21 protein-coding genes are annotated in these 18,421 nt (G+C 57.2%); 10 read left to right on the forward strand and 11 right to left on the reverse strand.

Annotated features, from left to right (window positions below):
- Window positions 1-62: 62 nt before the first annotated feature.
- A complete protein-coding gene (locus M3A44_05170) occupies window positions 63-689 on the reverse strand; it encodes a thiol:disulfide interchange protein DsbA/DsbL (GenBank protein ID MEQ6341045.1) in 627 nt (208 codons plus the stop codon).
- A gap of 124 nt (window positions 690-813) precedes the next feature.
- Between M3A44_05170 and M3A44_05175 the strand changes: the two genes are divergently transcribed.
- Together M3A44_05175 and yihA are read left to right on the forward strand one after the other, a co-directional pair.
- Window positions 814-1,305 carry a cyclic nucleotide-binding domain-containing protein gene (locus M3A44_05175; GenBank protein MEQ6341046.1) on the forward strand — a complete coding sequence of 164 codons (492 nt, stop codon included), beginning with the start codon at window positions 814-816 and terminating at the stop codon, window positions 1,303-1,305.
- A gap of 61 nt (window positions 1,306-1,366) precedes the next feature.
- Window positions 1,367-1,981 carry a ribosome biogenesis GTP-binding protein YihA/YsxC gene (yihA, locus tag M3A44_05180; protein ID MEQ6341047.1) on the forward strand — a complete coding sequence of 205 codons (615 nt, stop codon included), beginning with the start codon at window positions 1,367-1,369 and terminating at the stop codon, window positions 1,979-1,981.
- 203 nt (window positions 1,982-2,184) lie between these two features.
- Here the strand turns inward: yihA and msrB are convergent, their stop codons facing one another.
- From msrB to tal, 5 genes are all read right to left on the reverse strand, one after another.
- Window positions 2,185-2,613, reverse strand: coding sequence for a peptide-methionine (R)-S-oxide reductase MsrB (gene msrB, locus M3A44_05185; GenBank protein MEQ6341048.1), 429 nt, complete (start codon window positions 2,611-2,613; stop codon window positions 2,185-2,187).
- Between the two features lie 36 nt (window positions 2,614-2,649).
- The gene (locus M3A44_05190) at window positions 2,650-3,540 is read right to left on the reverse strand and encodes a fructosamine kinase family protein (protein ID MEQ6341049.1); all 891 of its coding nucleotides are present in this window, start codon (window positions 3,538-3,540) and stop codon (window positions 2,650-2,652) included.
- 138 nt (window positions 3,541-3,678) lie between these two features.
- Window positions 3,679-3,939: a DUF2442 domain-containing protein gene (locus M3A44_05195; GenBank protein ID MEQ6341050.1), complete on the reverse strand. Its 261-nt coding sequence runs from the start codon at window positions 3,937-3,939 to the stop codon at window positions 3,679-3,681.
- Window positions 3,911-4,150 (reverse strand): DUF4160 domain-containing protein, encoded by a 240-nt coding sequence (locus tag M3A44_05200; protein ID MEQ6341051.1) that lies wholly within the window; start codon window positions 4,148-4,150, stop codon window positions 3,911-3,913. The genes M3A44_05195 and M3A44_05200 overlap by 29 nt, the downstream gene beginning before the upstream one ends.
- Before the next feature lie 158 nt (window positions 4,151-4,308).
- Window positions 4,309-5,457, reverse strand: coding sequence for a transaldolase (tal, locus tag M3A44_05205; protein ID MEQ6341052.1), 1,149 nt, complete (start codon window positions 5,455-5,457; stop codon window positions 4,309-4,311).
- 307 nt (window positions 5,458-5,764) lie between these two features.
- On the opposite strand from tal, the gene M3A44_05210 reads away from it, so the two are divergent.
- Window positions 5,765-6,247 carry a hypothetical protein gene (locus tag M3A44_05210; GenBank protein ID MEQ6341053.1) on the forward strand — a complete coding sequence of 161 codons (483 nt, stop codon included), beginning with the start codon at window positions 5,765-5,767 and terminating at the stop codon, window positions 6,245-6,247.
- 8 nt (window positions 6,248-6,255) lie between these two features.
- On the opposite strand, the gene M3A44_05215 is transcribed toward M3A44_05210, so the two are convergent.
- The gene (locus M3A44_05215) at window positions 6,256-7,413 is read right to left on the reverse strand and encodes a phospholipase D-like domain-containing protein (GenBank protein ID MEQ6341054.1); all 1,158 of its coding nucleotides are present in this window, start codon (window positions 7,411-7,413) and stop codon (window positions 6,256-6,258) included.
- Window positions 7,414-7,564: 151 nt separating this feature from the next.
- Here M3A44_05215 and M3A44_05220 point away from each other — a divergent pair, with 151 nt between their 5' ends.
- From M3A44_05220 to M3A44_05245, 6 genes are read left to right on the forward strand one after another with little or no spacing between them, the layout of a single operon-like run.
- A complete protein-coding gene (locus M3A44_05220) occupies window positions 7,565-8,080 on the forward strand; it encodes a hypothetical protein (GenBank protein MEQ6341055.1) in 516 nt (171 codons plus the stop codon).
- Window positions 8,081-9,499: a UDP-N-acetylmuramate:L-alanyl-gamma-D-glutamyl-meso-diaminopimelate ligase gene (gene mpl / locus M3A44_05225; GenBank protein ID MEQ6341056.1), complete on the forward strand. Its 1,419-nt coding sequence runs from the start codon at window positions 8,081-8,083 to the stop codon at window positions 9,497-9,499.
- Entirely contained in the window at window positions 9,496-10,116 is a 621-nt protein-coding gene (locus M3A44_05230; protein MEQ6341057.1) for a UbiX family flavin prenyltransferase, read from the forward strand. The genes mpl and M3A44_05230 overlap by 4 nt, the downstream gene beginning before the upstream one ends.
- Entirely contained in the window at window positions 10,109-10,699 is a 591-nt protein-coding gene (locus M3A44_05235) for an LON peptidase substrate-binding domain-containing protein (protein MEQ6341058.1), read from the forward strand. Before M3A44_05230 ends, M3A44_05235 begins: the two co-directional genes overlap by 8 nt.
- On the forward strand, window positions 10,696-11,931 hold the full coding sequence (locus M3A44_05240; GenBank protein ID MEQ6341059.1) for a UbiH/UbiF/VisC/COQ6 family ubiquinone biosynthesis hydroxylase: 1,236 nt from the start codon (window positions 10,696-10,698) through the stop codon (window positions 11,929-11,931). Before M3A44_05235 ends, M3A44_05240 begins: the two co-directional genes overlap by 4 nt.
- Window positions 11,932-11,933: 2 nt before the next feature.
- Window positions 11,934-12,518, forward strand: coding sequence for a transglutaminase family protein (locus M3A44_05245; protein MEQ6341060.1), 585 nt, complete (start codon window positions 11,934-11,936; stop codon window positions 12,516-12,518).
- A 28-nt stretch (window positions 12,519-12,546) separates the two neighbouring features.
- Here M3A44_05245 and M3A44_05250 read toward each other — a convergent pair whose 3' ends face one another.
- From M3A44_05250 to M3A44_05265, 4 genes are all read right to left on the reverse strand, one after another.
- Window positions 12,547-13,443: a lysophospholipid acyltransferase family protein gene (locus M3A44_05250; protein MEQ6341061.1), complete on the reverse strand. Its 897-nt coding sequence runs from the start codon at window positions 13,441-13,443 to the stop codon at window positions 12,547-12,549.
- Window positions 13,444-13,589: 146 nt separating this feature from the next.
- Entirely contained in the window at window positions 13,590-14,168 is a 579-nt protein-coding gene (gene rsmD, locus M3A44_05255; GenBank protein ID MEQ6341062.1) for a 16S rRNA (guanine(966)-N(2))-methyltransferase RsmD, read from the reverse strand.
- A gap of 143 nt (window positions 14,169-14,311) precedes the next feature.
- A complete protein-coding gene (locus M3A44_05260; GenBank protein MEQ6341063.1) occupies window positions 14,312-15,424 on the reverse strand; it encodes an anhydro-N-acetylmuramic acid kinase in 1,113 nt (370 codons plus the stop codon).
- Window positions 15,425-15,428: 4 nt separating this feature from the next.
- On the reverse strand, window positions 15,429-16,721 hold the full coding sequence (locus M3A44_05265; protein ID MEQ6341064.1) for a peptidoglycan DD-metalloendopeptidase family protein: 1,293 nt from the start codon (window positions 16,719-16,721) through the stop codon (window positions 15,429-15,431).
- A 216-nt stretch (window positions 16,722-16,937) separates the two neighbouring features.
- Here M3A44_05265 and tyrS point away from each other — a divergent pair, with 216 nt between their 5' ends.
- Complete coding sequence (gene tyrS / locus M3A44_05270) at window positions 16,938-18,140, forward strand: tyrosine--tRNA ligase (protein ID MEQ6341065.1); 1,203 nt, start codon at window positions 16,938-16,940, stop codon at window positions 18,138-18,140.
- The last annotated feature ends 281 nt before the right edge of the window (window positions 18,141-18,421 follow it).

An 18,421-nucleotide genomic window follows, 5' to 3' on the forward strand; every position in this document is an offset into this window, starting at 1 on the left:
CCGCAAGGCGGGAGAGGGTTGGGGAGAGGGAATGCGTTCATCCAGATATCGGCACTTTGTACCTATTTTTTAGCAACTAGGCCATCAACAATTTGCAATAAACCGTCGTTTAGCCCGCCCGCCATCTGACCATCAACCCGGTATTTGCCGTTCACTACCATGGAAGGTGTGGAATTGATGCCGTAACGCCGTGTCAGTTCCTTGGAGCGCCTCACCTTGCTGTCCACGGCGAATGAATTGAACACTTTCTTGAAGTCTGCCTTACTGACGCCCTGTTCCGCAAAAAAGGCCATCAACGCCGCCTCATCACCCAAGCGGCGTTTCTGTGCATGAATGGCGCTGAAGAGCGGCCCATGGATTTTATCCAGAACCCCCAAGGCCTCTGCGGCATAGTACGCCTTGGCATAAACAGCCCAGTCGTCCCGGAATATCACCGGCATGCGCACGAACTTGACGTTTTCCGGCTTGGTCTTGAGCCAGCGTTCGATAGTTGGCTCAAAGTGATAGCAGTGTGGGCAGGCATATGAAAAAAGCTCCACCACCTCAACTTTTTCACCGCTGACCGTAGGTTGTTCAGGGGTGATCACCTGGTAGGACTTCCCCTCTTCAAGTGCGGGCGAAAACAATCCCGCCGATGCCAGCGCCGGAACAAACAGCAGAAACAACAGCCATTTTGTCATATACTTCATATGCCTATTTCCTTTTATTTGAATCAAGTCGGTACAGGCCGCTAGCCTATGCAAGTCATAGCACTAAAGCAAGCGCCCGATTATTTGCTATGCTATAGACAGTCCCGATCAAGGAGTGTTGCCCATGTCCGCAAAAGAAAAAATCAATCTCACCCAATTTCTGAACCAGCAATACCTGTGCGCGTCGCTTACCGTCAAGGAGGTGGAGACCCTGCTTGAATACACCGAGTATGTCGCCTACGAGAAAGACGCAGTCATCGCCGATATCGGCGATGTCGGCGAGGCGCTGTATTTCGTGGTCGGCGGCGAAGTTGCTCTGCTGCACGACGATGGTAGCCAAGTGGTCGAAGTGGGGCGCATGAAAGAAGGCGAGTTGATGGGCGAAATGTCGTTCTTTGACCGGGAGCCACGCTTGTTGCGCGTCGTCGCTATGACCGACGACACTCGGCTTCTGAGGCTCGCGCGTGCCAAGTATAAGCGCCTGCGCGTGGAACACCCCTACATCGCGGTTAACCTGCTCGAACACGCCATCATTAGCCTGGATCACCTGGTGCGACGTGTCAGTGAGGATGAGGCGACCCTGTCTCGTTACATCTTTGGTCCCGGTAAGAAGTAATCCGAACATCATCGACATTAGAGGTGGCCGCTGTGGCCGCCCACACACCGGTAACAGCCCTATGAACCCCTTTTACCGGCGCGCGGCATTCGCCACCGGCGCCCACACCGCCGACCAGTTTCCACCCGACATCGGCAGCGAGGTGGCCTTTGCCGGCCGCTCCAATGCCGGAAAATCCAGCGCCATCAACCGTATTACCGACCAGCGCGCACTGGCACGGGTTAGCAAGACGCCAGGGCGCACCCAGCAGATCAACTTCTTCACGCTGGATGAAACGCGCCGCCTGGTTGATCTGCCCGGCTATGGCTATGCCAAGGTCGCGCTCACCACACGCCAGCACTGGCAAAAAGTAATGGAGCAGTACCTAGTTGCCCGCGAGTCCTTGAGCGGTTTGGTGATTATGATGGATATCCGTCATCCCCTTACCGATTTTGACTGGCAAATGCTTGAGATATGCCGCCACGCGCAACGGCCCGTCCATATCCTGCTTACCAAGGCTGACAAGCTCAGCAAGGGTGCGGCGGGGGCGGTGTTACAGCAGGTTCGCAATACCTTGAATAAGCATTATGTGGATGATAAAACACTGCTGCCCACGGTCCAATTGTTCTCGGCCTTGCAGGGAATGGGCATAGAAGAGGCGCACGCCAAACTTGACGAGTGGCTGAAAAAGCCATAAAAAAAGCCCCGGCGCTTCCAAAGAAGGAGCTGCCAGGGCAAAAGTACCCGGCTTGGGGAAACCGGGTATAGGGGTCCCCGTCCCGGGAGGGGTGGGACGGGAAAGTGCAAACTAAATCGCACTCACTACGTTATATCGGGTGTTTCCCGGAAAACTCAAGAGGTGCAACAATATTTTTTTGCTCAGAAGGCTGGGCGCAGTTTTTATGCCCTGTTTTGCCCAGATTTTTCAGGACTCCCCCCCGCATCAAAATCCAGCGCCGCAGAATTAATACAGTAACGCAGCCCAGAAGGCGGCGGCCCGTCGTTGAAGACATGCCCCAGGTGCGCCTGACAAGAGGCGCACGTCACCTCCGTTCGTCTCATTCCAAAGCTGGAATCAGACGTAGTTTCCAGCCCTGTGCCGCTGATAGGTTCCCAAAAACTTGGCCAGCCGCTGCCGGAATCATATTTTTGCGCGGAGCTGAAGAGCGGCGTACCGCAGCACACGCAGCGATAAATACCCTTTTCCTTGCGATCATAGTGTTCCCCGCTAAACGCCGGTTCGGTGCCGCCCTGCCGTGCAATGCGGTATTGCTCCGGCGTCAGTTGTGCCCGCCATTCATCATCGGACTTGTGGATTTTTTCAGCCATGACGATGCTCCCAGTTGTTGGTGCGATGGGGAAAGATTAGCGAATTTCACTCAATAACGCATCCATCATCCGTTCTGCCTGCGATAAATACGCGCCACCGAACAAATTCAAGTGATTGAGTATGTGATAGAGGTTATAGAGCGTCTTGCGGATCCGATAGCCGCTGTCCAGCGGATAGGCGTCGTTATAGGCATGATAAAACGCCGTGGAAAATCCTCCGAACAGTTCCGTCATCGCCATGTCGGTTTCGCGGTCGCCATAATACACCGCCGGGTCAAAAATCACCGGATCACCGGACGCAAGAACGCCATAGTTGCCAGACCATAAATCACCGTGCAGTAGTGAAGGTGTAGGCGTATACGCCGCAAAGAACGCGGGAATATCGGCGAGCAGCCGCTCGCCCTTGCGCTGCAACGCGCCGCCATAACCGTGGCGTGCCGCCAGTTGCAATTGAAATCCGAGCCTCTGTTCACGCCAGAACGCCGGCCAGTTATCGGCGCGGGTATTGATCTGAGGGGTGCTGCCTATGGTGTTGTTGGTATGCCAGCCGTACTGCCCGGTGGTGGCGGTGACGCGATGCATCTGTGCGATTTTACGCCCTAGTTTTTCCATGCTGGTTGGGGAATCGCTGCCACGCAGGTCCAGATATTCCTGCACAAGGTAGGCGGCATCGTCCGCCGTGCCCCAGCAGACAGGCTCGGGTGCAAGGATGGTTTGGGTTTGGCCGATCTCCCGCAACCCCGCCGCCTCCGCCTCAAACATGCTGGCCTTGGAGGCGTCATTGAGTTTGACAAAGTACTTTCTGCTGTCTTCGCCCTCTATGACATAGGCAGAGTTGATGCAGCCGCTTCCAACGGAATGACGGTGGCGCAGCTTGAATGTGGAATTTGTTGTTGCTGAGATTTGTTTGGTTAGTGTGGACCACATGGGGAAGTTCTAGCGTAAAATCAAGAGGCACGGCGGTTGCGCTATAGCTGCAAATGACAGTCATGCAACAGGTCCAGGTTCCGTCTTCGTCTATGTCAGACCAATGAATACCATCGTCCAGAAGCGCCAACGTGTGAATTAAGTGGCGCGCACCGCAGCAACCAGTGGAAATGCCGATGGGTTACGGATGGACTCAACAGCTAGATCAACGTCTAGCGATGGCCAATAAAGATGGTTTGCTGTCGGTCGCTCAATCTCGCAAAGTTGATCAATAGTTGCGGCTTTGAACCAAGGAAAATCGGTAAACGCAAGAAATAGTTCCTCGTCGTCCAACAGCAGCCAGAGGCCATGCTTTGAGACATGAGTAACTTCAGCTTGGGAAGTGGGTATTCCAGGCATGAATTATTTCCTCCAAATGAGCCACAACAAGCTTTTCGGCTTTCTGAAGCTGCTTCGATGAAAGACCTATGCTCGTTGCCAAAGCCAACTCTGGGGTTAGCCAGAACTTTGCCTCGCCGTCCGGGTGCGAGACGTGTACATGCATTCTCGTCTCTTCGCGGGAGAAGAAAAAGAAGCGAAAGCTGCCTTCACGAAAAATGGTCGGTGCCATGCTTCCATTCTAGCACCTGACATGATGCTCCCGCATTGAAAAGTACCGGCTCTTTTCAGGCTGCCTAACGTGAAGCCAAGAGGCTGCGCGAGGGTTTATTCGCCCAGCCCTGCCTGCACGGAGAGGGAGTTTACTTGGAATATCCCCCCGCCCCCCAGTCAAGCCATAGCGCGCGCCTGCCCGGCCATGGCGGTCGCCTTAGCCTCAATGGCTCCCAGCAACGTCTTAAAGGAATTGATGAAAGATTCCACGCCCTCGTCTTCCAGTTGCTGGGTGACGGCATCCATGTCGATGCCGAGTTTTGTGAGGAGCGTGATGCTGGCGTGTGCATCGGCCACGCCCTCCTGCAATGTTGACGCCGCCTTGCCGTGCTCCTTGAATGCCTTGTAGGTGGCTGGCGGGATGGTGTTTACGGTGTCCGGGCCGATCAGGGTGTCGATATACATCACGTCGCTGTAATTCGGATTCTTGACGCCGGTGCTGGCCCAGAGCAGGCGTTGTGCGTGCGCCCCGGCTTCGCGCAATTTGGCGAAACGGGGGGTTGAGAATAACCTTTCATACGATTGGTAGGCGATTTTGGCGTTGGCGATGGCGGCTTTACCCTGCGCCTCTTTGAGTGGCGCCTGTTGTTCCGGACTGGCGCTTTTGATCTTTTCGTCCAGCAGCTTGTCAATCAGGGCGTCAACGCGGCTGACAAAAAAGCTTGCGACTGATGCGATGCGGTTGAGTGGCTTGCCGTTCTGTAGTGCTTGTTCCAGGCCCGAGATGTAGGCTTCGATGACTTCTTCGTAGCGGAGCACCGAAAACAGTAATGTAACGTTGACGTTGATGCCGTCGGCGATCAATGCGGTAACGGCAGGCAGGCCCTCGCGCGTCGCGGGCACCTTTATCATGAGGTTGGGGCGGTTCACGCGCGCGGCAAGACGGCGCGCTTCGGCGACACTGCTTGCGGTGTCGTGTGCCAAATCAGGCGATACTTCAAGGCTGATCATGCCGTCGCAGCCACCGGTCTTGTCATAGACGGGGCGCAGCAGGTCGGCGGCTTGCTGGATATCTTCCATGGCCAGAGAGTAGAACAAGTCACGGCTGTTCTGCGCGGGATTCTGTTCGAGCAGATGTGCCAGCGCGTCATCATAATCCTTGCTGCCGTTGATGGCCTTTTCGAAAATGGTGGGGTTGGATGTGACCCCTTTCAATCCGTCTTCGCGGATCATGCGCTCCAGCTCCCCTGAGCGCAGCATGGCGCGCTGGATATTGTCGTACCAGGGGCTTTGTCCGTAATTCTGTAGATCCACCAATGGATTCATGTTTAATTCTCCTGACCTTCGGTCTCTGAAGTAGATTGTCCTGCAATACGAGCGTGCCGGTAACCGCTTTTGTTTACATTCATTTTATGCGATATGGCGCACATTCGCCTGCAATGTTTTTCGTCATGATGTTGACGAATTTAATGCGTAAATTGCAATGCAATACCGATGCCAATATGGCATGCCCCCATCCTGGGTGAGTAGCGCCTTTAAATTCCCGTTTTGTGATCTACGTCAAAGTAATCTTCATGCAATGAGCGGACACTATCCTCGCACACAATGCTTATTGTGTCCCGGGAGTAGGAAAATGTGGCCTTTCAGATGTGTTATCCAGTGCATTCTGCTGACGATCGTTGGTCTGGGGGTTTTCTGCGCCAACTGTGCGATGGCGGATGAAGTCGCCGGGATGATGCCTGTCAAGCCAACAATAGGGTCATTTAACTGCTCAAATGTTACATATGATGTGCCGTCGTGCCCTCATATGCCAGTGCCTTCTTATAACAGAGAAGTGGCGGCACCGCCTTCCGTGAACCCATGGGCGGCAGCGCGCATGTTTGTAACCAAGTACTGGATGCGCAGGGACAGCTTCGATTTTGCAAACTTCAATCCAAACCAAATAAATACCTCGCAACATGGCTTTACCGTCAATATGACGCTGGCTTATCCTGGTGCCAGTATGAATATGGATATGCGTGACCTGAATGTCAAATGGTCAGCGATGGGTGGCACGGTCAAACCTTTCAGTAGCAACAATCCTTATGCGGTGGTGCAGTTCAGTTATCGCTGGTGACGGCATGCTCACAGATGGTGGCGTTTGCCCAGGCGCTCCAGCGTGATATCCACCCCGCCCCAGAACCGCTCCAATAGACGGCGATACCAGGGACGCGTGCGCCACTCATCGAGATGATATTCCCGGCTCGATGTGAAATCGGTGTCGAACATGGCCCGCACCACTGCTGCAAACTGAGTGTCCTCCACCTCTTGATTGGCCTCAAGATTCCAGTGAAAATTCCAGCGGTCTATATTGCTGGAGCCGATAGAAACCCAGTCATCGCACAGCAATACCTTGGCGTGCGTGAAGCGCGGCTGGTATTCGAAAATGCGTACCCCGTGGCTTAGCAGATTGTAGTAAAAGCGCCGTCCGGCGTGGCGTATCGCGGGGTGATCGGTGTGTTCGCCGGGAAGTAGTAGCCGCACATCGACACCGCGCAGGGCGGCTGCGCGCAGCGCGCGCCGGATCTTCCAGGACGGCACAAAATACGCAGTGGTGATCCAGAGCGTGTGGCGGGCATTGTGCGCCTTGTTCAGCAGGGAACGCTTGATCTCGGCGTGGGTCGCGCCGTTGGCTATGGTGAGCTGTCCGCGCTGATTTGCCATGGCATGTTGCGCCATGGCGTGCGGCAAGGCCAGGATGAGGTCTGTGCAGTGCCGCCAGTTTTCCGCGAACAGGGTCTGCCAGTCCGCAACGATGGCACCCCTGATCTCGATCACGGTTTCGCGCCAGCGCAGCGCTGGATTGTGGGGCGGATCGAAGTCGTCGGTGATCCCCGCCCCGCCGGTAAATGCAACTTCGCCATCGACGAGCAGCAATTTGCGGTGATCCCGAAAGAAGTTGTGGTGCAGCCTGCGGTAGTGTACCGGGTTGTAATAGCTTAAGCGGATATTGCCCTGTTCAAGCCGCAGCCGGTCCTGCTTAAGCAGCCCTTTCGCCCCAAAATCATCGAGCAACAGGTATACCGCGATACCCCGCGCTGCGACCGTGATGAGGGCGTCGATAAACCGGTCGGCAACTGCGCCGGATTCGAAGAGATAGATCTCCATCAGGACATAAGCGCGCGCCGACCGGATGGTGTCGAGCATGGCAGGATAGAATTGACCGCCGTCGATCAACAGGCGGAACTGGTTGCCGTCACGCTTGGGGAACTGGTATTTAGAGCCTGTCTGTGAATAGATCATGTGAGAAGCTATGCTGCCGCATGTCGTGCGAAAGGTCAAAGGCGCGTGATCAGACCTCATAGGAAGATTGCCCTACTCGATTTGGCGGCGAGGGGGTATCATGTAAAGATTAAGATAATAAATTGAACGGTGTAGCCATGTGGGTTAGACAGTGAACAAACTGCTTTCGATGTTTTTTGATGTCTGCCGACTGCGCGTCGCGCCACAAGATCTGCCCACCTCCCGCACCTTGCTGGTATCCACACTGGCGGTGTACGCGCTGCTTTCCATTGTAATTTCGGTGGTGCAGATGTCGTTGGTCAAGGCGCTGCTGGCAGCATTCATGGATACTGCGCTGCTCGCGGGGTTGTCCTTTTTTCTGCTGTGGGCAAGAATGTTCGCCCATCGCTGGGTGCAAACCTGCACCGCGCTGGCGGGCAGTGGCGCAGTGCTGGAGGTGGTGGCCCTGCCTCTCATGGTCTGGCAGAAGCAGTTTGGCCCTGAGAGCAGCATGGTGATCTTGCCCACGCTGCTGTTGCTGGTGGTGCTTTTCTGGAATCTGGTGGTGATCGGCCATATCCTGCGTCATGCGTTGTCCACCAATCTGGGCATGGGCGCGGTGTTGGCGACGGTTTACATGTATGTTTCGCTGAGTATTATCAAAATTCTGTTTTTTTCCGGTATTTAAATGCATATACATATCTTGGGAATCTGTGGCACGTTCATGGGTGGCATCGCCGTGCTGGCACGTCAGCTCGGTTATCGCGTCAGCGGTTCGGACGCCAATGTCTATCCGCCGATGAGCACGCAACTGGCGGAGCAAGGTATCGAGTTGATGGAGGGCTATGATCCTTCCCACCTCAATCCCGCGCCGGATTGTGTGGTGATCGGCAATGCCCTGTCGCGTGGCAATGCGGCAGTGGAATATGTGCTCAATCGCGGTCTGAATTACACCTCCGGCGCGGCATTTTTGTCCGAGCATGTGCTGCGATGTACAGGGAAGTACGAGTGTCGCGGGAGGCAGGATGCCGGGAGCGACCGTGACCGCTGGGTGCTGGCGGTGGCGGGCACGCACGGCAAGACCACCACCAGCACCATGCTTGCGTGGATACTTGAATATGCGGGACTCGCGCCAGGTTTTTTGATCGGCGGCGTGCCGTGCAACTTCGACATCTCGGCGCGGTTGGGCGACGCGCCGTTTTTTGTAGTGGAGGCGGATGAATATGACTCGGCGTTTTTCGACAAGCGTTCAAAATTCGTCCACTACCGTCCACGCACCTTGATCATGAATAATCTGGAGTTCGATCACGCCGACATTTTCCCTGATCTTGCGGCGATCAAGCGGCAGTTTCACCACCTAGTGCGCATCGTGCCGGGTAATGGGCTGATCATTGCCCCCGCTCAGGATGACAATCTGGCCGATGTGCTGGAACAGGGGTGCTGGACGCCAGTGGAATATTTCGGTGACGAAACTGAAAACACACCGGGCTGGAGCGCCCGCAACGAGGCGGTGGACGGTGGCGAATTTGATGTATATTGGGGCGATGATCGCGTCGGGCGGGTCGTCTGGCCACTGCTCGGGCGGCATAATATGCACAATGCCCTGGCGGCCATTGCCGCAGCGCGCCATGCCGGCGTGATGCCGCAGCATGCCGTGGCGGCGCTGGCGGAATTTCGAGGGGTGAAGCGCCGCATGGAACAGCGCGCGGTGGTGGATGGCGTGACGGTATACGATGACTTCGCGCATCACCCCACGGCGATTGCCACCACGCTGGAGGGGCTGCGCAAACGGGTAGGTGCGGCGCGCATCATCGCCGTGCTGGAACCGCGCTCCAACACCATGCGCATGGGCGTGCATCAACAGACGCTCGCCCCGTCACTGGCACTGGCCGATGAAGTGATTCTGTATCAGCCCGCTGATATCGGCTGGGATGTGGCAGCAGTTGCAGCAAGCATCGGTCCGCGTGCCGCAGTATTCGACACCGTGCCCGCCATCGTGGCGCATGTGGCACGGCTGGCGCGGCCGGGCGATCAGGTGCTAATCATGAGCAATGGCGGTTTCGGTGGGATACACACCCAATTGATTGAGGCCTTGCAAGCCAGATGAGCCGTAATGCGATAGCCCTGGCAATGACCGGCGCCTCCGGTGCGGCCTATGGGCTGCGCCTGTTGGAATGTATGTTGCGGGCCGACCGGCAGGTGTATCTGATGGTGTCGGCGCCGGGGCAGGTAGTGATCGCCATGGAGACGGATCTGAAGCTGCCGGGGCGGCCTAACGAGATGCAGGAAGTGCTGTCTGCGCATTTTGCGGCGAAGCCCGGCCAGTTGCGCGTGTTCGGCAAGGATCAGTGGACCGCCCCGGTGGCCAGCGGCACCAGCGCGCCGCAGGCGATGGTGGTGTGTCCCTGCACCAGTGGCACGCTGTCGGCCATCGCCCATGGCGCCAGTAATAACCTGCTGGAGCGCGCCGCCGATGTGATGATCAAGGAGCAGCGCAAGCTGATCCTTGTGCCGCGCGAAATGCCGCTCTCAGTCATACATCTGGAAAATATGCTGGGCTTGGCGCGGCTCGGGGTTACAATTATGCCCGCCAATCCCGGGTTTTATTATCGCCCGCAGCGCGTCGAAGATCTGGTGGATTTTGTTGTGGCGCGTATTTTGGATCACCTCAATATCGAACACACGCTGATTCCGCGCTGGGGGGAAGAAGAAGCCCATGACTGATGAATTACGTATCCCGCTGTTTCCACTGCACACGGTGCTCTATCCCGGCGGACCGCTGCCGCTGCGTATCTTCGAGCCGCGTTATCTGGATATGGTCAGTGCCTGTCTCCGGCAGAGCAGCGGCTTCGGAGTATGCTTGATCCGTAGCGGCAACGAGGTGGGTCGCGCTGCAACAACGTACGATATCGGCACGCTGACGATGATTACCTATTGGCACATGGGCCATGACGGCCTGCTCGCCATCACCGCCTGCGGCCAGCAGCGCTTCCGTATTCTGTCCGAGGAGGTGCAGCCCAATCAACTTACCATGGCCGAGGTGGAGTTAATCCCCAACGAACCGGAAGCGGATATTCCAGCGGAATACCTGCCGCTGGTGGATCTGCTGCGCCAGATGATCGAGCAGATCGGCCACCACTATACCGCCATCCCCAAGAAATACGCTGATGCTGGCTGGGTGGGTTGCCGATTGGCGGAGCTGCTGCCCCTGGGGCTTGCGCAAAAGCAATATCTGCTGCAGATCAACAGCCCGATGCAGCGTCTTGAACGGTTGGCGGCAGTGATAGAGCAACTTGGTATACGATGACCGGTGCAATGGTTGATTATGATGTCGTCATCGCCGGTGCCGGCATGGTGGGCGCCACGCTGGCCTGCGCGCTGGGGGCCAGCGGCTTGCGCGTGGCAGTGCTTGAGGCGCAGCCGTTGCCACGCGACTTCGCACTGCAAGACGATTTCGATCTGCGCGTCTCCGCCATCACGCGCGCCTCGCAGCGCATCTTCACCACGCTGGGTGCGTGGCACGGCATGGCCGCGCGGCGCGTCAGCCCGTTCCGTGAAATGCACGTATGGGATGCGGGCGGCCCGCTCGGCATTGAAGGCGAGATCCACTTCGATAGCGCCGAAATCGGAGAGGACACCCTCGGCCACATCATCGAAAACCGCGTCATTCAACGTGCTCTTCTGGATCGAATGCGCGGCTTCGATGCTGTCGAACTGATCAATCCGGCGAGCCTGTCGGCGTTTACTGTTGGCCCTGAGAGTGTGTGTCTACAGCTTGACGATGGCCGCAACATCAAGGCACGGCTGTTGGTCGGGGCGGACGGCGCGGAATCGAAGGTGCGGCGGCAGGCGGGGATTGCCACGCGCGGCTGGGCATACGCGCAGAAGGCGTTGGTCACCACTGTCAAGACGGAACTTTCGCACTGCGAGACTGCATGGCAGCGCTTCCTTCCCGCCGGCCCATTAGCCTTTCTGCCACTGTGCGATGGCCGCTGCTCCATAGTCTGGTCTACCGCGCCGGAACAGGCCGATGCGTTACTGGCCATGTCCGAGGCGCAATTCCTGGCCGAGTTGGAACAGGCCTTTGCCGGCAAATTGGGGCGAATGATCGCAAGCCCTGGCCCGCGCGCCGCGTTTCCGTTGCGTCTGCAACACGCCACGGCCTATACCGCCCCGCGCTTGGCCTTGATCGGTGACGCCGCGCACACTATCCACCCGCTCGCAGGCCAAGGCGTCAACCTTGGTCTGCTCGATGCCGCCACGCTCGCCGAGGTGGTGCTTGACGCGCACCGTGCAGGCAAAGACATCAGCTCCCCCACCACGCTGCGCCGCTATGAGCGCTGCCGCAAAGGCGACAACCTTGCCATGATGGCGGCGATGGATGGTTTCAAGCGTCTGTTCGGCAACAACCTTGCGCCGTTGCGACTGCTGCGCAACGCAGGATTGAACCTCGCCAACGCCGCCACGCCCGTCAAGAATCTGATCGTGCGTCATGCCATGGGGCTGAGCGGGGATCTGCCGAAAATGGCTAAAGCGTAAGCATGGAAAAATACCTGGCAGAGACACGCATCATCGACTGGAATCACTCCGCCATACGCGAGCTTGCCGCAACGCTTGCGGAAGGGCGCGCGTCAAGCGCGGATGTTGCCGGAAGCTGCTTTGAATGGGTGAGGGATAACATCAAGCACAGCTACGACTACAAATTAAATCCCGTCACCTGCAAGGCCTCGGATGTGCTGCTCCATGGAACGGGCTATTGCTACGCAAAAAGCCATCTGCTCGGCGCCCTGCTTAGGGCGAATGGCATACCCGCAGGCTTCTGCTATCAGAGGCTGAGCCTGGAAGGGGAAGGCGCACCCTATTGTCTTCATGGCCTGAATGCGGTTTATCTTCCTGAGCACGGCTGGTATCGCATGGATGCGCGTGGCAACAAGAATGGTGTCCATGCGCAGTTTACCCCTCCCACCGAACAATTGGCGTTCCAGTTGAATTCCAGGCTGGAGGCAGATCTTCCCGAAATCTGGCCCGCACCATTAGATTGCGTAGTGTCCGTGCTGGAAAAATGTCAGACCTATATGGAGGTTTACCAAAACCTGCCTGATGTAGACTTAATAAGCGATGGCTGACGCCTCTGTGGTTAACCGCTTTTTTAGATTAATACGCTGACTCTCCCTCGGGACGGGTGCGGAAGCGCTTGTAGCTCCATTGATATTGCTCCGGCAGCGCGCGCACGCACTCTTCGGTCACTGAGTTGACGCAACGTACAGAGTCTTCCAGCGGACCATCATTTATAGCCTGTGGCGCGGGCAGAAAATGCAGGTGATAGCCTGCGCCGCGCGGCAACCGTTCGGCATAGGCGAACACCACGGCCGCCTTGGTTTTCATCGCCAGCCGTGACAGCAGCACCATGGTGTAGGCCGGCATGCCGAAAAAAGGGGCGAAGATGCCGTTGCCTGCGCCGGGCTCCTGATCCGGCAGGACGCCCATCATCTCGCCCTTTTCCAGCGCCTTGTACAGCGCACGGACGCCACCCGCATCGGTAGGCACCAGCGTGGCGCCCAAACGCTGCCGCGCATGGCGGATCATGCCGTCCAGCTCTCCCATGCGCGGCGGGCGGTAGAGGCTGGTGATAGGGTAGTGCGCCGAGCAATACAGCCCGACTGCTTCCCACGCGCCGAGATGCGGCACGGCCAGAATCATGCCCCTGCCTTGCGCAAGCGCATGTTTTACTAAATGCTCACCGCTGATTTGAGTGACCAGCGACAACACCCTGCGCTCGTTCCACAGCCACAGCGCGCCGGTTTCAGTGAAGGTCTTGCCCGTTTCCACCAGGCTGCGGCGCACCAGACGCGCACGATCCCGCTCATCCCACTCGGGAAAACACAGATCGACATTGATACGTGTGATGCGGCGCAATTTGTTCGACGATAGTGCAGCCCATCCGCCGATCAGCGCTCCAAGCGCATGTGCAACACGCAGTGGCAACAGGGAAAAAAACCGTAGCGACAGCTTTAAGAGGAAAGCGCGTAGGAGTTTAGTGCTCTGTTTCATAAATACGGACACAAATAAAACGGATCGATTTTGGCTCAGGGCAAGGCACGAGGAGGCGCCATAGCTCGTTCTTATGGCAACGACGAGCAACGCCGCCCTGAGCCAAAAGACGCCGTTTTATGTGCCTGTATTTATGAAACAGAGTACTAACCATGCCGCTCAACCAGATGATATCCCACCTGCCCCGCCTGTTTGCTGCGCACCACCCGCCAGTTGTGAGGCAGGGGCGGCACGCCGCGCGCACTTTCTGTTTCGAGGTAGATCCAGGCGCGCGGCGCAAGCCAGCCGCCGGAGTCCAGGCGTTCGCAGCAGGAGGCCAACAGTTCGTAGTGCGCATAAGGAGGATCAAGAAATACCACGTCGAACGGCTGCGGCGCGCCTTGCAGATAAGAGAGCGCGCCAGCCTGTACCGCTTGGGCGCCGTGCGCGTGCAGAGTATCAATATGTTCGCGCAACTGACGCACGGCGTGGGCATCCTGATCTACCATGACGGCCAGGACGGCGCCGCGCGACAGGGCTTCGAGGCTGAGTGCACCGCTGCCCGCGAACAAATCCAGGCAGCGTGCGCTGGGTATAACATCGCGCAGCCAGTTAAACAGCGTTTCACGCACCCGGTCCGGGGTGGGCCGCAAGCCCTCAATCTCGGGGAAGACGAGCCTTCTACCGCGCCACTCCCCGCCGATGATGCGTAACTGGCCGGTTTTACGTTTGGTTGGGGTCTTCAAGATAAGTCTCGGGATATCCAATCAACTATGTATTTCACTTCCTCTCCCCGCAAGGCGGGAGAGGGTCGGGGTGAGGGTGGGAGAAAAGTTAAAAAAACCTGGAGCCAACCGGCTTGAGCGACGACGCCAATAGCAGTTTAGGCTTACGCTCGATAAACCCCGCCCAGCACCACCGCCCGCCGCGCTCCCGTAACCGACGGCAGGTTGCCCGGCTTGTTCTCCAGCGTCTGCTTCGCAAGCCAGGCAAAGGCAATAGCTTCTACCCAATCGGGGTCGATGCCGAAAGTCGCAGTCGAGACCACCTCACAACCCTTAGCTAACGAGCGCAAGCGCTGTACCAGCGTGGGATTATGCACGCCGCCGCCACAGACCAACACCTGCTGGGCATCCGGCGCAAAGGCAGCAATCGCCAGGGTGATACTGGCGGCAGTCAGCTCGCACAGCGTGGCCTGAATGTCCTGCGGCTCAAGGGTTTCCGTTCCGCTACGCCGTAACACCGTGCGCAACCAGTCGAGATGGAAGTATTCGCGCCCCGTGCTTTTTGGGGGAGGGAGTGCAAAATAAGGGTCATCCAGCAACGCGGCAAGCAGCGATTCATTGATAGTCCCGCTGGCGGACCAGCGCCCATCATCGTCGCGCGGCGTCATCAGGTGTTCCATGGCCCAGGCATCCATCAACGCATTGCCAGGGCCGGTATCAAAACCGATAACGGGTTGCCCAGAATCACGCGGCAGGACTGTGATGTTGGCGATGCCGCCGATGTTCAGCACTACCCGCTCTTTCTCGGAGGAATGAAACACCGCGCGGTGAAAGGCGGGCACCAGCGGCGCGCCTTGCCCGCCTGCAGCGATGTCGCGGCGGCGGAAATCGGCCACAGTGGTGATGCCGGTCAGCTCAGCGATCAGATTGGGATCGCCGAGCTGTACACTGGTGGGGCTGGCGCCCAAGGGCTGATGGTATACGGTCTGTCCGTGGCTGCCGATAGCGGTGACTTGGGCGGGGTCGATGCCCGCGCCGTCTAGTAGGGTTTGTACCGCGGCGACGAACAGGCGGCCCATCTCCACGTCGAGCCGTGCCACTTGCTCCAGAGTGCTGGCGGCGCTGTGACACAGGTCCAGCAATGCGCTGCGTAGCGCTGGCTGAATGGCCAGTCCCGCACTTGCCAGTATGTTTACATTATCGTCCGCCAGATCCACCAGCGTCGCATCAACCGCATCCATACTGGTTCCCGACATGAGGCCGACGAACAGCGCCATGAAATCAGCGGCTACTAGCAGTGACTGTGTGTTTGAATGACTCGAGCTGTGCCGTCAACTCTTGCGCCTGCCGGGCGAAATCCGCCTTATACCGTTTTTCGATGGACTCGACGCGCGCGATGCTTGCCGTGAGCGGATTGCGGTAAACATCGTTCACGCGGAATTCATAGTGCAGATGGGGGCCGGTCGCCAGTCCTGATTGCCCCACATAGCCGATGACCCGCCCTTGTTCTACCTGCGCGCCCAATGTCAGATCCGTGGGATAGCGGGACAGGTGTGCATAGAGCGTTGAATATTGCTTGCCGTGTTGCAGGATAACCGTTTTACCGTAGCCGGCCTTGTTGCCAATAAATGCCACTGTGCCGTCGCTCGCAGCCTTCACTGGGGTCCCGACGGGCGCGGCATAATCGATCCCGTTGTGGGCGCGGATCTTGTTCAGGATCGGGTGCAGCCGCCCAAGACTGAAGCCGGAACTGATATGGGCGGATTCCACGGGCATGCTGAGGAATGACTTGCGTATCCTCTTGCCTTCCGGCGTGTAATAACTGGATCGCCCCTTACCATCAGTAAAACGCACCGCACGAAACGTATCGCCACCATTGATAAGTTCTGCGGCCAGGATGGCGCCATTCCGCACCTTTTCGCCCTGAGCATAGAACTCTTCATAGAGCACGGCAAACCGGTCACCGCGACGGACATCAGCCGCAGAAGCAAAGATAGCAGGCAGCTCCTTTGCTAAGTTGCCGGGCAACCCTGCCTTTTTCCCCGCAAGCGGCAACGAGCGGCCTACCGTGCCGGACGCGCGCGCAATACGCCGCTCCTGGGGATGTTCAACGGTATTGGTCTGGAAGTCGCTCACAGGCCCTTCTTTTACAATATGCAGTGTACGCGCAGGGTTGATGTCATAGAGCAACTCCTGCAAACGCCCTTCCGCGCCCACCTTGATCTTCAATTTGTCACCCGGATCAAGGCGAGCGAGGGCTGAAGTCTCACCGCCCAGCGCAAGGATTTTTTGCGCCTGATGCACGCCCACCCCGATTTGCTCAAAAACAGTAGTAAGCTTGTCGCCTCGCTTGATTTCGATGGAATACCACTTGTCTGCAAGAGTCTGGGCCAATCCGCGTGGAGCTGCGTCTTGCGCCGGTGTCGTGGCGGGTGCCTGTGACGAGGGTTCGGCCGTCGTTGCCTGGGGCAACGGCCGGGTTGCAGTATTGTCCGGCGCAAAGCCAGTCGCCAGGAGCAACATACCCACACCAGCCATCAGGAGCGGGCCATATATATATTTATTGAACGTCATACCTGACATTATCGGTCGGTTTGCCTAAAAATTATAGTCTATTGTAGCCGGATGACCGGCTTGGATCCTAACCATAGCCTAAATAATCCAAAGGATCAACATCATAGAGCATCCAGTCCCTGATCGGCAGCCCAAGATATATGCGGAGCCATGCTTTTGGCATCACCGTTTTATTGTATTCTATATATAGTGTTGAAAATTTTTAAGGGGTATTGCATGGCATCCGTGACAGAAGCGCTTGATCTGATCAGGCGAGGGGCGCAAGAAATTCTGGTGGAACATGAGCTGGTGGAGAAGCTGAAGACAGGCAGACCTTTGCGCATCAAGGCTGGTTTCGACCCCACCGCGCCTGATCTGCACCTTGGGCACACGGTATTGCTTAACAAGCTGCGCCACTTTCAGGATTTGGGGCATGAGATCCTGTTTCTGATTGGCGACTTCACCGGCATGATCGGCGACCCCACCGGCAAGAACGTAACGCGCAAGCCCTTGTCACGCGACGAAGTGATCGACAACGCGCGCACCTACGAGCAGCAGATATATAAGATCCTTGATCCGGAGCAGACTCTGGTGATGTTCAACTCCAGCTGGATGAATGCCATGCGCGCCGAGGATCTGATCCAGCTTGCCGCCAAGCACACTGTTGCGCGGATGCTCGAGCGTGACGACTTTCACAAGCGCTATACCGGCGGGCAGCCCATTGCCATCCACGAGTTCCTTTACCCGCTGATCCAAGGGTATGACTCAGTGGCAATGCGCGCCGACGTCGAGCTGGGCGGCACGGACCAGAAGTTCAACCTGCTGGTCGGGCGCGAACTCCAGAAACACTATGGTCAGTCTCCCCAGGTGGTATTGACCATGCCGATCCTGGAAGGGTTGGACGGTGTGCAGAAAATGTCCAAATCCCTCGGCAACTATATAGGAATCACCGAGCCCGCTGATGAGATGTTCGGCAAGCTTATGTCCATTTCAGACGACTTAATGTGGCGCTACCTGGAGTTATTGAGTTTTGAGTCCGCGACGACCCTAGCCGCCTGGCGGCGCGAGGCAAGTGAAGGCCTCAACCCGCGGGATATAAAGGTACGGCTGGCCATGGAGATTGTCGGGCGCTTCCATGGAGCTCCCAGCGCCGGGCAAGCCCACGAAAACTTCGTGGCGCGCTTCCGCAAGGGTGAAGTCCCGGAAGATATGACGGAAGTGCGTCTGTCCGCTCATCAGGACGCCGGGTTGCCGGTAGCCCAGATGTTAAAGGATGCCGGATTGACCGCCAGCACGTCGGAATCCCTGCGTATGATCCAGCAGGGCGCAGTACGCATCGATGGCGAGCGCATCGAGAATCGCGGCCTTATTGTCGAGATCGGCGGTCCGTACATAGTGCAAGTGGGCAAGCGCCGCATCGCCAAGGTTATGATTGGCTAGTGGGTCGTAGGTGATTCTGTCCTAACCGTTTGTAAATTGTTATAAATTTTAAAGCAATGCCAAATATTTCAAAAACATTTCAGTCAAGGGTGTTGACGCCCCGTGAGACCTGCGTATAATGCGCAACTCCTAACGGCGATGCAGCAAGAGGCCGGAAGGGCCGAGATAAAAAAGGGCTCACCAATATACGAAGCAATGTATAATGATCGGCCCGGTTAAGTCGAAAGGCTTGGCGAGATTGTCTCGGTGGGAATGCATCAAAATAGATTTTTATGATGTTG

The sequence above is a fragment of the Gammaproteobacteria bacterium genome, from assembly GCA_040183005.1.
In the GTDB taxonomy this organism is placed as follows: Bacteria; Pseudomonadota; Gammaproteobacteria.